Annotated in this window: 14 protein-coding genes and 1 tRNA gene; 8 read left to right on the forward strand and 7 right to left on the reverse strand. The window is 69.2% G+C overall.

The window, feature by feature from the left end; genetic code table 11:
- The first annotated feature begins 179 nt into the window (after window positions 1–179).
- Both GBB76_RS12710 and GBB76_RS12715 read left to right on the forward strand, forming a co-directional pair.
- Window positions 180–515, forward strand: coding sequence for a hypothetical protein (locus GBB76_RS12710; RefSeq protein ID WP_152303640.1), 336 nt, complete (start codon window positions 180–182; stop codon window positions 513–515).
- 162 nt (window positions 516–677) lie between these two features.
- Window positions 678–1,115, forward strand: a complete 438-nt coding sequence (locus GBB76_RS12715) for a hypothetical protein (protein WP_152303641.1) — start codon at window positions 678–680, stop codon at window positions 1,113–1,115.
- Window positions 1,116–1,130: 15 nt separating this feature from the next.
- Here GBB76_RS12715 and GBB76_RS12720 read toward each other — a convergent pair whose 3' ends face one another.
- Window positions 1,131–2,099 carry an Lpg1974 family pore-forming outer membrane protein gene (locus GBB76_RS12720; RefSeq protein ID WP_152303642.1) on the reverse strand — a complete coding sequence of 323 codons (969 nt, stop codon included), beginning with the start codon at window positions 2,097–2,099 and terminating at the stop codon, window positions 1,131–1,133.
- 140 nt (window positions 2,100–2,239) lie between these two features.
- Between GBB76_RS12720 and GBB76_RS12725 the strand changes: the two genes are divergently transcribed.
- Window positions 2,240–3,802 carry a radical SAM protein gene (locus GBB76_RS12725; RefSeq protein ID WP_162375586.1) on the forward strand — a complete coding sequence of 521 codons (1,563 nt, stop codon included), beginning with the start codon at window positions 2,240–2,242 and terminating at the stop codon, window positions 3,800–3,802.
- Window positions 3,803–3,839: 37 nt separating this feature from the next.
- On the opposite strand, the gene GBB76_RS12730 is transcribed toward GBB76_RS12725, so the two are convergent.
- Both GBB76_RS12730 and htpX read right to left on the reverse strand, forming a co-directional pair.
- A tRNA-Thr gene (locus GBB76_RS12730) sits at window positions 3,840–3,915 on the reverse strand.
- Window positions 3,916–4,014: 99 nt separating this feature from the next.
- On the reverse strand, window positions 4,015–4,992 hold the full coding sequence (gene htpX, locus GBB76_RS12735; RefSeq protein ID WP_152303644.1) for a zinc metalloprotease HtpX: 978 nt from the start codon (window positions 4,990–4,992) through the stop codon (window positions 4,015–4,017).
- Window positions 4,993–5,157: 165 nt separating this feature from the next.
- On the opposite strand from htpX, the gene GBB76_RS12740 reads away from it, so the two are divergent.
- A complete protein-coding gene (locus GBB76_RS12740) occupies window positions 5,158–5,406 on the forward strand; it encodes a DUF1674 domain-containing protein (protein WP_152303645.1) in 249 nt (82 codons plus the stop codon).
- Window positions 5,407–5,570: 164 nt separating this feature from the next.
- On the opposite strand, the gene arfB is transcribed toward GBB76_RS12740, so the two are convergent.
- Genes arfB through GBB76_RS12755 form a run of 3 tightly spaced genes read right to left on the reverse strand, consistent with a single transcriptional unit; the run spans window position 5,571 to window position 7,248 of the window.
- Window positions 5,571–6,005, reverse strand: coding sequence for an alternative ribosome rescue aminoacyl-tRNA hydrolase ArfB (gene arfB, locus GBB76_RS12745; protein ID WP_152303646.1), 435 nt, complete (start codon window positions 6,003–6,005; stop codon window positions 5,571–5,573).
- Window positions 6,006–6,030: 25 nt separating this feature from the next.
- The gene (locus tag GBB76_RS12750) at window positions 6,031–6,519 is read right to left on the reverse strand and encodes a cyclic nucleotide-binding domain-containing protein (RefSeq protein ID WP_152303647.1); all 489 of its coding nucleotides are present in this window, start codon (window positions 6,517–6,519) and stop codon (window positions 6,031–6,033) included.
- A gap of 42 nt (window positions 6,520–6,561) precedes the next feature.
- Complete coding sequence (locus GBB76_RS12755; protein ID WP_152303648.1) at window positions 6,562–7,248, reverse strand: response regulator transcription factor; 687 nt, start codon at window positions 7,246–7,248, stop codon at window positions 6,562–6,564.
- A gap of 181 nt (window positions 7,249–7,429) precedes the next feature.
- On the opposite strand from GBB76_RS12755, the gene GBB76_RS12760 reads away from it, so the two are divergent.
- On the forward strand, window positions 7,430–8,026 hold the full coding sequence (locus GBB76_RS12760) for a L,D-transpeptidase (protein WP_202911099.1): 597 nt from the start codon (window positions 7,430–7,432) through the stop codon (window positions 8,024–8,026).
- Here the strand turns inward: GBB76_RS12760 and GBB76_RS12765 are convergent.
- A complete protein-coding gene (locus GBB76_RS12765) occupies window positions 8,023–8,721 on the reverse strand; it encodes a YggS family pyridoxal phosphate-dependent enzyme (RefSeq protein WP_152303649.1) in 699 nt (232 codons plus the stop codon). The genes GBB76_RS12760 and GBB76_RS12765 overlap by 4 nt on opposite strands.
- Before the next feature lie 292 nt (window positions 8,722–9,013).
- Here GBB76_RS12765 and GBB76_RS12770 point away from each other — a divergent pair, with 292 nt between their 5' ends.
- The 3 genes from GBB76_RS12770 (at window position 9,014) to GBB76_RS12780 (ending at window position 13,955) form a co-directional block, all read left to right on the forward strand.
- Window positions 9,014–10,693: a GGDEF domain-containing protein gene (locus GBB76_RS12770; protein WP_152303650.1), complete on the forward strand. Its 1,680-nt coding sequence runs from the start codon at window positions 9,014–9,016 to the stop codon at window positions 10,691–10,693.
- A gap of 87 nt (window positions 10,694–10,780) precedes the next feature.
- Window positions 10,781–13,402: a leucine--tRNA ligase gene (leuS, locus tag GBB76_RS12775; RefSeq protein WP_152303651.1), complete on the forward strand. Its 2,622-nt coding sequence runs from the start codon at window positions 10,781–10,783 to the stop codon at window positions 13,400–13,402.
- A 13-nt stretch (window positions 13,403–13,415) separates the two neighbouring features.
- On the forward strand, window positions 13,416–13,955 hold the full coding sequence (locus GBB76_RS12780) for a hypothetical protein (RefSeq protein ID WP_152303652.1): 540 nt from the start codon (window positions 13,416–13,418) through the stop codon (window positions 13,953–13,955).
- Window positions 13,956–13,959 lie beyond the last annotated feature (4 nt).

Below are 13,959 nucleotides of genomic sequence, written 5' to 3' on the forward strand. Positions count from 1 at the left end.
TGCACGATGATGACGCCGGAGCGGACGCGTCGGGACGCAGGGTAAGGTGCGAATCTCATCGCATCTTGGCCGTCTTCGCGCGGGAAGATCGCCATCGGTTGGCGAACCATACCGCCCGTGGCGCATTACCCACGGCGGGCCCGGCTCCGCATGGGAGCGGGACGACAGTGGAGGTTGAAGTGGACAGACGTGGTTTTCTGCTCGGTCTCGCCGGCCTGGCCGGCGCGGGTGCCGCCGCCGGCCTGATGCTCTCGCCGGCCGAGGCGACCGTGCTCGGCCAGCTCCGGGATCTGCCCCCGGCCCGGACGCCGGAAGCGGCGCCGGAGATGGACGCCGCACCCGACGCCGACGCGACGGGCAACGAGCTTGCGGCCGCAACGACACCCGACGGCACGCCGATCGACAACGTGCAGTACTGGCGCCACCCGCGCGGGCGGCGCCGCCGGCGCGTCTGCGGCTGGCGCCGGGACCGCTGGGGCCGCCGCGTGCGCCGCTGCTGGTACGTCTGGCGTTGATGATCCGGGCCGGATGACGGCCCCGATGGATGAGGGCGCGGGCGTGGAGCCCGCGCCCTTTTTCGCGAGGCGCGCCTCCTTGCCGTGGTGGACGCGGCCGGCCGCCGGCGCCAAGCTGGCACCCGCCGGCGCCTCCTTTCCGGCGACGCTCCGGGATCGGCGATGACGACGGCCTTCCGACGCCTGAAATCCAGCTACGAGGCCCTCGGCCTCGCCATCGACTTTCTCACCCGCGAGGCGCCGTTCGACGGCTACCGGGCCGGCTTCCTCGCCGCCGCGATCAAGCACCAGCTGGCGAGCGGGTGCCATATCGCGGCCATTCGCGACGAGAAGCTGGTCGGCTATGCCGGCTGGATCCGCATCAACCGCGCCAGCGGCGACGCGTGGGTGAAGGGTGAGCTGGCCGAGCTGACCGCCGTGCCGCAGTCGCTCTACGACGCGGTGGCGCTCACCGTGGTGCGCGCCGAGACCCGCGATGTCGTCACCGGGCTGATCCGTGGCTGCCGGCGTGCCGAGGCCGGGCAGCAGGTCTTCTTCAAGCGCGACTATTCCGCCGGCGCCGGCGGCGAGCGCCGCAGCACCGTGTTCAACGCCGGCTAGCGGCGTCCGCTGCCCTCAGGGGAAGGTGACGGTCAGCTTGAGGAACGGGCCGTGGATGAGCACGTCCGAATTGCCGGGGGTGAAGTCGCCATCGGGCTCGGCCGAGCGCACGGAAGGCGCCAGACCCCACCATTGCTGCACCTGGTAGCCGAGCGCGAGCGAGGCGCTGGAGTTGAAATTATAGGCGAGGGCCAGCGAGCCCTCGGCATTCCAGACCGGATCGGAGACGGCATCGCCACGGGTGGCGAACTCGTCATACCAGTTGCTGGCATAGGAAACGTCGCGGTCGGCGTCGGAGAACAGCACCGAGCCGGATACCGCATAGTTCAGCGAGAAGGCGCTCGCGCCGAGCATGAGCTTTCCTTCGAGGCCGAGGCGCGGGCCGAAGGCCCAGAAATCCGCCGTGTTGCTCAGCGCGCCCTGGAAACCGCCATCGTCGAATCCGTAGCCCACGCTCGTATTGGCGTGGAGGATGCGGACGCCGCCGAACAGGCGCATCGTGCTGCCATCGCCGAAGGGCACCTGGTAGCCGACATCGAGGTCGCCATACTGGAAATCGAGCTTGGTCTCGGCGAGCGTCCCGACCGAGCCGTCGACGCCGATGGACTGCGCGTCGTCGAAGCCGCTGGCGTTGAAGCTCGCCTTCCAGTCCCAGTTCTCGTCGATGGCATGGCCGATCGACAGGCCGAAATTATAGCCGTCATCGCCCGGCTCGAGCGAGGACAGGTTGCCCAGCTTGGTCGATTCGTCGGCGCTGAAGACATCCTGGCTGTCGTTGAACAGGTAGCCGCCCCAGGCGCTGGCGGTCCAGCTCGGCGCGGCCACCGGCGGTTCGCCGAAGGGCGGCGCCTTGGTCGGCGGGCCCGACACCGGCAGGTCCGACGCCCTCGCAGGCTCGGACATAAGGAGGCAGACCGCCAGCAGCGAGGCCGTCGCCAGCAATTCGGCGCGGCGCACGCCATAGGACGCACCGCTCTTGTCCATCGCCTGCATTGTCGAGCCCCCGACCCCTTTCCGTAGAAGAAGCCGACGAGACACACAGAACAAGTAATGCGTGCATGGCGCGTCTTCTCACCCGACGCTTTCTATGGAAGTGTGTCCACTTCACAACAATGGTGAGATGCGTGACGGGTCCGGAAACGACCGCGCAGCGGCAGTTACAGCGCACGCTCTACCTCATCAACCCGCGCGAGCAGACCGCCGGATATTACGGCCTCGACGTCATCGAATCCTGGGCCGGGGTGCGCGGCGTCACCAATCTCGTCGATCTCACCACGCCGACGGTGGCGGCGCTGGTGCCCGAGGGCTGGCAGGTCGAGATCTGCGACGAGCGCATCCAGCCGGTCGATTTCGACCACAGGGCCGCCGTCGTCGGCCTCACCGGCAAGGTGTCCCAGCGCAGCCGGATGATCGAACTGGCGGGCGAGTTCCGCCGGCGCGGCAAGCTGGTTGTGGCCGGCGGGCCCTATGTCTCGCTCAACCCGTCCGATCTCGCCGCCCATGCCGACATCGTGGTGGAGGGCGAGATCGAGGAGATCGCCGGCGGCCTGTTCGACGACATCGCCGCCGGCACCTGGCGCGCCAGCTACACCGGCACGCGGCCCGACCTGACGCTCAGCCCGCCGCCGCGCTGGGACCTCTACCCGCTGCGCGGCGGGCTGGCGGCGCAGGTGCAGACCTCGCGCGGCTGCCCCTTCGAGTGCGAGTTCTGCGACGTCATCCAGTATCTCGGCCGCAAGCAGCGCTGGAAGGAGCCGGTGCAGGTCGTCGAGGAGCTGGAGATGCTCTACGCGGCGGGCTTCCGCGACATCCTGCTGGCCGACGACAACCTCACCGTGATGCGCAGACGGGCGCGCGCCCTGCTCGAGGCGATCCGCGAATGGAACGACCGCCGGCCCGGCGAGCGCGTGCGCTTCTCGAGCCAGCTCTCGGTCGACATCGCCCGCGACCGGCCCATGCTGGACCTTGCCGCCGCCGCCGGGCTGCGCATGGTCTTCGTGGGTGTGGAGACGCCCAACGAGGCGAGCCTGGCGGAGACGATGAAGCGCCAGAACCTGCATGTCGATCTCGTCGAGGAGGTCACGAAGATCGTCAATGCCGGCATCATGGTGGTGAGCGGCATGATGGTGGGCTTCGACAATGACGACGAGGGCATCTTCGAGCGCCAGCTCGACTTCGCCGCGCGCCTGCCGGTCCCGCTCATCACGCCGAGCCTGCTGGTCGCGCCGCACGCGACGCCGCTCTATGCGCGGCTGGAGAAGGAAGGCCGGCTGGTGGAGGGCGCTCTCGACTATATCGGGGCGGGCAACATGTTCCGCACCAACATCGTGCCACGGCAGATGAGCCGGGAGACGCTGGAGGACGGCGCCCGCCGGCTCCTGCTCCATCTCTACCGCCCGGCGGTCGTCCTCGACCGCCTCCGCCGCTTCGTCGAGAACTCGCCGACGCGGCCGGAGCCACGCCCGCGCCCATTCTTCGCCGGTCCGGTGGAGAACGCGCTGGCCCGGGGATTGATGCGGCTGGGCGATCGCGACGAGCCGGCTCTGCTCGGCTACCTGCACGAGACGACGGCCCGGCGCCCGGAAATGCGGGCGCAGCTACAGTATTTCTTCCTGCAGTACTGCCAGACCCGCCACAATATCGAGCAGCTGAAGCGGCAGGCGCCTGTATCGCCCGCGATGGCATGAACGCCCGGCAGCCGGTTCCCGGCGCGTAAAGGGCGGATGGTGCCGCTTGTCAGACTCGAACTGACGACCTCCGCATTACGAATGCGATGCTCTACCAACTGAGCTAAAGCGGCACGCGCGGCTCTGATAGCCGCGAAGGCCCTTCATTTCAAGCGCCGCCATGCAGGCGACCGCGCCGGGGGTATCCAGGGAGCGGCGCTGCCCGCCGCCCGTCAGCCCCAGGGACCGCGCCGCGAGGCGCCGGAACCCGCGCCCGAGCGGCCCCACACATTGCTGGAAGGACGCGCCGCCGGGCCGCGATCGGCACCGCCCCAGGCACCGGCGGAAGCCGCCGCGCCGGTCACGCCCATTTCCTGCGCCAGCGCCTGCAACGCGGCGATGCGGTTCTCGGTCGCCGGATGGGTGGAGAACAGGCTGTCCATCCGCTCGCCGGACAGCGGATTGATGATGAACATGTGCGCCGTCGCCGGGTTGTGCTCGGCCGGCATGTTCGGGATGGCATGCGCCGCATTGGCGATCTTCGCCAGCGCGGAGGCGAGCCAGAGCGGCTGGCCGCAAATCTGCGCGCCGGTGCGGTCGGCGACATATTCGCGCGAGCGCGAGACCGCCATCTGCACCACCATGGCGGCCAGCGGGGCAAGGATCATCATGGCGATGGTGCCGACGACGCCGAACGGGTTGTTGTTGTTGCGCCCGCCGCCGAAGAACATGGCGAAGTTGGCCAGCATGGAGATGGCGCCCGCCAGCGTCGCGGTGATGGTCATGGTCAGCGTGTCGTAATGCTTGATGTGCGCCAGCTCGTGCGCCATCACGCCGGCCACCTCCTCGCGCGAGAGCGAATTGAGCAGGCCGGTGGTCGCCGCCACCGCCGCGTTCTCAGGGTTGCGGCCGGTGGCGAAGGCGTTGGGCTGGGGATTCTCGATGATGTAGACGCGCGGCATGGGAAGCTCGGCACGCGCGGCCAGCGCCTCCACCATGGTGTAGAAATCCGGCGCGCTGGCACGGTCGACCTCGCGGGCGCCGTACATGGACAGCACCATACGGTCGGAATTCCAGTAGCTGAACACGTTCATGCCGGCGGCGACGAGCAGGGCCATCATCATGCCGGTCTGGCCACCCAGCAGGAAGCCGACGCCCATGAACAGCGCGGTCATGCCGGCCAGCAGGATGGCCGTGCGGAAATAGTTCATCGTTCCCTCGTGCGGCCGCCCGATGCGGCCGATGTCACCTTACGAAATGGGAAGCGGGTGCGGGTGCTTCAAGTTCGCCGCGCCAGACCTCGCGCCGCACGTCGCCCTCCTGCCCGGCGGCGCGCGACCTTGACGGGCAAGGCCGCGCGGTGGTTCCAATGGAGCATGAGCCAGACTGATCGCACCGCACCGACACTTCACCTCACTGGCCTCACTGGCCCGTCCGGGCAGGCTGATTCGCCCGCCCCGCGCCGGCCGCTTTCCCCCGCCGCCGAGCGGGCGCTGGCCGAGGCCGCCGCCCGTCGCGCCGCCGCCGCGCCAGTGGCCGGGCCGACAGAGATCGACGGCCGCGACGGCCCCGAGCCGGTGCGCTACGGCGACTGGGAAGTGAAGGGCATCGCCACGGATTTCTGAAGGACCGTCGAGGCAACGCGTCTTCGCGGCTACCGTCATCCCGGACGGCCGCAGGCCGATCCGGGATCGCATGCTGGAAAGGATCGTTTCGGAACCGAATCGTCGTCCCGGAATCGGTACGCGATCCCGGCTCTGCGGCTTCGCCTCGGCCGGGATGACGTGTGTCAGTCCTCGCCCCCGCCACCGCCCGGCGTGTCGCGCCGCATCGCCTTGACGCCGGAACGCTTGGCCTTGCCTTCCAGCCGGCGCAGCTTGGAGCCGAGCGTCGGGCGGGTCGGCCGGCGGATGACCGGCGCGACCGATGCCTCGCGCACCATCTCGACCAGCCGGGCGAGCGCGTCGGCGCGGTTCTGCTCCTGCGTGCGGTAGCGCTGCGCCACCAGCACGATGACGCCCTCCTTGGTCAGCCGGCGGCCGGCGATGCGCTCCAGCCGGGCCTTGACGGCATCGGGCAGCGTCTTCGAGCCGCGCACGTCGAAGCGCAGCTGAACCGCGCTCGACACCTTGTTGACGTTCTGCCCGCCGGGACCGGAAGCGCGCACGAAGGTCTCGGCGATCTCGTCCTCGTCGAGCCAGAGGCGCGGCGTGACCGGGATCATGGCCGGGGGATCGCGAAGGGCCCGGTCATGGCAGCAGCGGCCCGCCATCGATGGCGTCGAGACGCTGACGCACCCGGTCGAGCTCGACCAGCGTCGCCGAAATCTGCGCGCTCAGCTCGTGCGTCAGCCGCCGCGCCGCGTCGGGATAGCTCTCGAGCGTGCGCAGAAAGACATTGCGCGGGATGCGCAGCACTTCGGAGGCGGTCAGCGCGGTGGCGTTGGCCGGGCGGCGCGTGTCGGTGAGCAGTGCCATCTCGCCGAGCAACCCCGGCGGCCCCACCCGCGCCGCCTGCCCGGGACGGCGGGCGAGCTGGGGATCGTCGCGGCTGACGGCGAAGGCGCCGTACAGCACCACATAGGCGCAATCGGCCGCCTCACCCTCGCGGAACAGCGTCTCGCCCTGCCCGACCGTGAAATGCTCCACGCTGATCGCGATGACGCGCAACGCCTCGCGGCCGATCAGGGCCAGAGTCGGTACGCGCTCCAGAAAGGCGATATCGTCCTCGATGGACATTCGGCAGGCGAAACTCCACGGCCGGACGAATCACCGCCCCACTCAGGGAAGCAATTTGTAGCCCCCGGCCTCGGTGGCAAGGAGATTGGGGTGCGAGGGGTCTTTCTCGATCTTCTGACGCAGGCGATAAATATGCGTCTCAAGGGTATGAGTCGTCACGCCTGAATTGTAGCCCCAGACCTCCTGCAGCAGGATTTCCCGCGCCACCGGCTTCTTGCCGGCCCGGTACAGGTACCGAAGTATGGCGGTTTCCTTTTCCGTCAGCCGGATCTTCGAATTGCGCTCGGTCACCAGCAGCTTGGCGCCGGGCCGGAACGTGTAGGGGCCGATGGTGAACACCGCGTCCTCGCTCGCCTCGTGCGAGCGCAGCTGGGCGCGGATGCGCGCCAGCAGCACCGCGAAGCGGAACGGCTTGGCCACATAGTCGTTGGCCCCCGCCTCCAGCCCCATAATGGTGTCGCTGTCGGTATCGTGGCCGGTCAGCATGATGACCGGCGCCTTGAAGCCGTGCTGGCGCATGACGCGCACGGCCTCGCGGCCGTCCTTGTCGGGCAGGCCGACATCCATCAGCACCAGATCGACGCGCTGCCCCTCGACCGCCTGGATGGCGGCCTGGGCGGAATCGGCGGCCACCACCTCGAACTCGTCATAGAGCGAGAGCTGCTCGACCAGCGCGTCGCGCAGATCCTTGTCGTCGTCGACCACCAAAACTCGCTGAGCGTTCGCCATGTCGCCTTCCCGAAATACGCCTTCCGCGGGTCCGCTTCCCGAGGCACTTGTCCATGAGATGCCTCGCGTCCACTCTCGCGCGGCGATGGATGGAGCTGCCGTGCGTCCCGGAGTAGGCAGGCGGAACGCGTTCGGCAAGAGTCGGCGGACCCGGGCGACGAGATAGGAGCCCGTTCGTGACGTGATCGTGAATGGAAAACGCGTGAAGAAGAAGTCCCTTCACAAAGAAAGGCGAGGGAAATCCCCCGCCGCGCGTACCGCCGTGACCCGTCTGCGGGTGGTTGCGCGGCCGGGAATGCGCCAGCGCGGCTGGCTGATCGCCGGCACCTGGGCGATGCCGGTGGCGCTGGGACGGGGCGGAATCCGCGCCGACAAGCGCGAGGGCGACGGCGCCACGCCGCGCGGTGTCTGGCATCCGCGCGAGCTGCGCTACCGTCCCGATCGCGGCCCGCGCCCGTCGACCCTCCTCTCCGTGCGCCGGACCCGGCGCGAGGACGGCTGGTGCGACGATCCGGCGGACGGGCGCTACAATCGCCCGGTGCGCCTGCCCTTCCGGCCGTCTCACGAGGAAATGTGGCGCGCCGATGGGCTCTACGACCTCGTCGTCGTGCTCGATCACAACACCCGCCCGCGCCGGGCGCGGCGCGGCTCCGCCGTGTTCCTGCATCTGGCACGCCCCGGCTTCGAGCCGACCGCCGGCTGTGTCGCCTTCCGCCGCGCCGACCTTCGGCGCTTGCTGGCGCGGATCGGCCCGCGCACCACGATCGAGATCGTCTAGCGGGTGCCGAAGATGGCGCTGCCGACCCGCACATAGGTCGCGCCGAGCGCAATGGCGGTCTCGTAGTCCCCGCTCATGCCCATGGAGAGCACGTCGAGCCCGTTGCGCCGCGCGATCTTCGCCAGAAGCGCGAAATGCGGCGCCGCCGGCTCGTCGGCCGGCGGGATGCACATGAGCCCCTCGATCGCCAGCCCGTGCGTCTGGCGGCAGGACTCGATGAAGGCGTCGGCCTCCTGCGGCACCACGCCCGCCTTCTGCGGCTCCTCGCCGGTATTCACCTGCACCAGAAGGCGCGGCGGGCGGCGGGCGGGATCGCGCGCCAGCTCCTTCGCCAGCGCGGCGGCGAGCGAGGGGCGGTCCAGCGTGTGGATCACGTCGAACAGGTCGAGCGCCTCGCGCAGCTTGTTGGTCTGCAGCGGGCCGATCAGGTGCAGCTCGACATCGGGGAAGCGTTCGCGCAGCGCCGGCCATTTGGCCTTCGATTCCTGCACGCGGTTCTCGCCGAACAGCCGCTGCCCGGCCTCGAGGACAGGCAATATGCTCTCCGGCCCGAAGGTCTTGGATACGGCGACAAGGCGCACCGAGGCGGGATCGCGCCCGGCATCGCCGCAGGCCCGGGCGAGGTTGGCGCGTACCTGCGCGAGGTTCGCCGCCACCGTGGCGGCAAAGGGAGCGTCAAGGTTCGACACCGTCATGTTCTGTCTGGCTCCGATCCGTTCTGGTGGCAGGCGCGGCGCGCGCCTACCAAGGCTTGCGCGACGCCTGCAAGCGGTTCCGTTTTCACGCCCCGGGCAGGTACATTTCCTTGCGGCAACCTCGCCCTTGTGTCTAGCTGGTCAGCGCATACGACATTAGAGCCTGATCGTGAACGACATCGACACAGGCGAGGGAGGTTCTGCGGATACCTTCGCGGCGCCCCTCCCGAGTCCTCCCGAAAGAAAGACCGTCAGTCTTCGCGTCCGGCTGCTGGCTATTGCCACGCTGGCGATGGCCCTGATCATTTGCGAAAGGTCCGTCAGCCTCGTCCAGCTGCACTACGACAACATCGAGGCGGCGAAGAGCCGGGTGATGCAGATGCTGGACGGCAGCATCACCCACTACGAGGCGGCGATCGACAGCGCGCAGGCTGTCATGCAGACGCTGATCGTCAGCGGCGCGATCCGCCCGCCACCGCCGTTGGGCCTGCCGGCCGACGCGCAGAGCCCGCCGCCGAGCGATCCCGATCCCGCCCTCACCCCCGAGCTGCCGGGAGATTGCCACGCCTTTCCGCGCGTGCTGGAGAGCTTTTCGACCATTGAGTCGCTCACCATCGTCGCAACCAACGGCGTCGTGCTCTGCGGTACCGCGCCCGGCAGCGCAGGTATCGACCTGTCCGGTCGCGACTATGTACGCATTGCCCTGCGCGGCCTGGAAACCGTCGAGGCGGTCCATCGCAGCTATGTCACCCATCGACCCACCCTCTACGCCGCCCGTCCGATCACGGCGCCCGGATACAAGGGCGTCACCGGCGTCCTCATCGCCCGGCTGAGCTCGGACGAACTGTTTCCCCCGAGCGTCTTCGCCGAACTGGGGGCGGGCACTCAAGCCATCGTGGTGAGCCCGGAAGGCGTGGTGGTCCAGTCCTACCCGGACGATCTCTACGGGCTCGGCCTCGACATTAGCGACGCCGTGCCGGTCGCCCGCGCGCTCTCGCGCAGCCGGGGCACGGTGATCGCCGGGGGGCCGGACGGCGTGCAGCGGGTCTATGCCTTTGCGCGGCTGCCCGGCACCAACATGCATCTGCTGATCGGGCTCGATCAGACCCGGGTGCTGGGTCCGGTGGAATGGGCGACGTGGAGCGCGGGCCTGACCATGCTGTCCGCCAGCCTGATCATCCTGATCGGCCTCAGCCTGATCGGCGAAAGGCTGATCGTCGCCCCGGTCCAGTCGCTCGCCGACCGGCTCGTGCGCTTCGGTCGCGGCGACAGCCAGGAGCCGGCCTCGCGCCGGCCGCTGATCACCGAGCTGCAGCCGCTGGTTTCCGCCTTCGAGAACATGACCATCGAGCTCACCCGCCGCGAGGCGGCGCTGCGCTATGCCAACCGGCGCCTCAATTCGCTCGCCAGCCTCGATCCGCTCACCGGCATCGCCAACCGGCGCAGCTTCGACGCCGCCCTGTCCCTGCAGTGGAACTCGACCGACCGGCTGGCGATGCTGATGATCGACATCGATCGGTTCAAGTCCTTCAACGACGTCCACGGCCATCAGGAAGGCGACCGCTGCCTGCGCCTCGTCGCCCAGACCATGACCTCGGCCATTCGCGGCTCGGACCTTGTGGCCCGCATCGGCGGCGAGGAGTTCGCCGTGCTGATGCCGGGCGCCAGCCTGCGGGCGGCAGCGGATGTCGCCGAACGCGTGCGACAGGCGGTCGAGGCGCTGGCGATCGGGCACAGGGACGGCGTCGGGGGCGTCGTCACCATCAGCATCGGCGCCGCCGCCTGCGAACCGGCCCCCTCGCTGATGATCGCCGATCTCGTCATGGCGGCCGACGGGGCGCTCTATGCCGCCAAGCGCGCCGGCCGCAATACGGTGTGCGCCGCCGACGGCCCGGAACTGGACGCCCACCCCGCCGGCGCGGCCGCCGGCATCGCTCCCGACGGCGGCGAGCGCAGTGCAGCAGAAGGTTGACCGGGCGCGCGACTTGGTGCCTAGTCCCGCGCCATTGATCCTTTCGCGGCCTGTGTTTCGACCTCCGCCTGTCCAAGAAGCCTGTCCATGAGCACCGAGCGTTACAATGCCCGCGAGGCCGAGCCCCGCTGGCAGAAGATCTGGGACGAACGCGGCATCTACCGCACCCGCAACGACGATCCGCGTCCCAAATACTATGTGCTCGAGATGTTTCCCTATCCGTCGGGGCGCATCCACATCGGCCATGGCCGCAACTATGTGATGGGCGACGTGGTCGCGCGCTTCAAGCGCATGAAGGGCTTCAACGTCCTCCACCCGATGGGATGGGACGCCTTCGGCCTGCCGGCCGAGAACGCCGCCATCGAGCGCAAGACGCATCCCGGCAAGTGGACCTACGAGAACATCGCCACCATGCGCGAGCAGCTCAAGCTGCTCGGCCTGTCGCTGGACTGGTCGCGCGAGATCGCCACCTGCGATCCCTCCTATTATGGCGAGCAGCAGCGCATCTTCCTCGACTTCCTCGCGGGTGGCTTCGTCTACCGCCGCGAGAGCGAGGTGAACTGGGACCCGGTCGACAACACCGTGCTCGCCAACGAGCAGGTGATCGACGGGCGCGGCTGGCGCTCGGGCGCGCTGGTCGAGCGGCGCAAGCTGGCGCAGTGGTTCTTCCGCATCTCCGACGCCTCCGAGGAACTGCTCGCCGGCCTCGACACGCTGGAGCGCTGGCCCGACAAGGTGCGCCTGATGCAGCGCAACTGGATCGGCCGCTCCGAGGGGCTGCATGTGCGCTTCGTGCTGGCCGATGCGCCGGCCGGCCGGCCGGAAGGCCTGCCGTCCGAGATCAAGGTCTACACCACGCGCCCCGACACGCTGTTCGGTGCCTCCTTCCTCGCGCTTTCGCCCGGCCATCCGCTGACCGAGCAACTCGCCGCCGCCGATCCGGCGCTGGCCGGCTTCGTCGAGGAATGCCGGCGCGGCGGCACCTCGACCGCCGAAATCGAGACGCAGGAGAAGATGGGCTTCGACACCGGGCTGAAGGTGCGCCATCCGCTCGGCGGGCCGGACCTGCCGGTCTACGTCGCCAATTTCGTGCTGATGGAATACGGCACCGGCGCCATTTTCGGCTGCCCGGCGCACGACCAGCGCGATTTCGACTTCGCCACCAAGTACAGCCTGCCGATCACCCCGGTGGTGCTGCCGCCCGACGTCGACCCGGCCGCCTTCTCGGTCGCCGACGGCCCCTATGAGGGCGACGGCGTGCTGTTCAACTCCCACTTCCTCGACGGACTGACCGTGCCCGCCGCCAAGGAGAAGGTGGCGCTGAAGCTGGAGAACCAGATCCTGGGCAATGCGCCGGTCGGCGAGCGGGCGGTGAACTACCGCCTGCGCGACTGGGGCATCTCGCGCCAGCGCTACTGGGGCTGCCCGATCCCGATCGTCCATTGCGACGCCTGCGGCCCGGTGCCGGTGCCGGCCGACCAGCTTCCCGTGCGGCTGCCGGAGGATGTGAGCTTCGACCAGCCGGGCAACCCGCTCGACCGTCACCCGACGTGGAAGCACGTGGACTGCCCGCGCTGCGGCGCGCCGGCCCGGCGCGAGACCGACACCATGGACACCTTCGTGGATTCGTCCTGGTACTTCGCCCGCTTCGCCTCCGAGCCCGGCACCGCGCCGCTGCAGAAGGCCGCCGCCGACCAGTGGCTGGCCGTGGACCAGTATATTGGCGGCATCGAGCACGCGATCCTGCACCTGCTCTATTCGCGCTTTTTCATCCGCACGCTGAAGAAGCTCGGCCGCGTCTCCATCGCCGAGCCCTTCGCCGGCCTGTTCACGCAGGGAATGATCGTCCACGAGACCTACAAGGACGCGGAAGGCCGCTGGCTGTTCCCCGAGGAGGTCGAGCGCGACGCCGAGGGGCGCCCGGTCAAGGTCGGCACCGGCGAGCCGGTGACGATCGGCGCGCCGGAGAAGATGTCGAAGTCCAAGAAGAACGTGGTGCCGCCGGAGATCGTCGCCGACACCTACGGCGTCGACTGCGCCCGCTGGTTCATGCTGGCCGACACCCCTCCCGAGCGCGACAGCGAATGGACCAGCGCCGGCATCGAGGGTGCCTGGCGCTTCGTCCAGCGCATCTGGCGCCTCGTCGGCGAAACGCTCGCGCTGGCGCCGGAAGCGGTCGCCCGGCCGGCTGATTTCGGTTCCGAATCGATCACCCTGCGGCGCGCAGCCCACAAGCTGGCGGCGCAGGTGGAAGAAGATGTCGAGCGGCTGCGCTTCAACGTCGCCGTCGCCCGCGTGCACGCCTTCGCCAATGTTCTCAATGACGCGCTCGTGGCCGCCCGCAAGGCGGAACTGACGCCCGATCTCGCCTTCGCGCTGCGCGAGGCGGCGGAATTCCTCGTCGGCGTGGTGGCGCCCATGGTGCCGCATCTGGCCGAGGAGTGCTGGGGCGTGCTTGGCGGCTCCGGCCTCGTGGCCGAGGCCCGCTGGCCGACGGTCGAGCCCGATCTGCTGGTCGAGGATAGCGTTACGCTGCCGATTCAGATCAACGGCAAGCGGCGCGGCGAGATCACCGTGTCGAAGGAAGCCAGCCCCGCCGAGGTGGAGAAGGCGGTACTCGCCCTCGACCTCATCGCGCAGGCACTCGACGGACGCGCTCCGAAGCGTATCATCGTCGTGCCGCAGAGGATTGTGAATGTCGTCGCCTGACCGGATGAACCCGATGCCCTCACGCCGCCGCCTCCTGGGTCTCGCCTGCGCGGGGCTGCTCGCCGCGTCGACCGCCGGCTGCTTCCAGCCGATGTACGCCGAATCCACGCCCGGCGAAGGACCGGTGCTGAACCAGCAGTTCAGCGAGGTCGAGATCGCCTTCGCCGGTGGCCGCGTCGGCAACGAGGTGCGCAACGACCTCATCTTCGCCCTCACCGGCGGCGCCGGAAACCCGACCGGGGTTCCCTACCGGCTGGTGCTCGACGTCAAGAGTTCGACCAGCGAGGCCGCCGTCGTCAGCCCGCTGACCGGCCTGCCAGAAGTCGAGCTCGTTACCGTTGATGTCGGCTGGAAGCTCTACGACGTCGGCAATCTCAAGACCCCGCTGGCCACCGGCAAGGGTGTCGGCAAGGCCTCGCTGGACAGCGGCTATCAGCGATTCGCCCGCAACCGGGCCATTCGCGACGCCGAGAACCGCTCCGCCGGCGTCGTCGCCGAGCAGATCCGCACCCAGCTCGCCTCCTATTTCCTGACCCGCGCGCCGAAGAGCTGAGCCG

Source organism: Ancylobacter sp. TS-1, from assembly GCF_009223885.1.
In the GTDB taxonomy this organism is placed as follows: domain Bacteria; phylum Pseudomonadota; class Alphaproteobacteria; order Rhizobiales; family Xanthobacteraceae; genus Ancylobacter.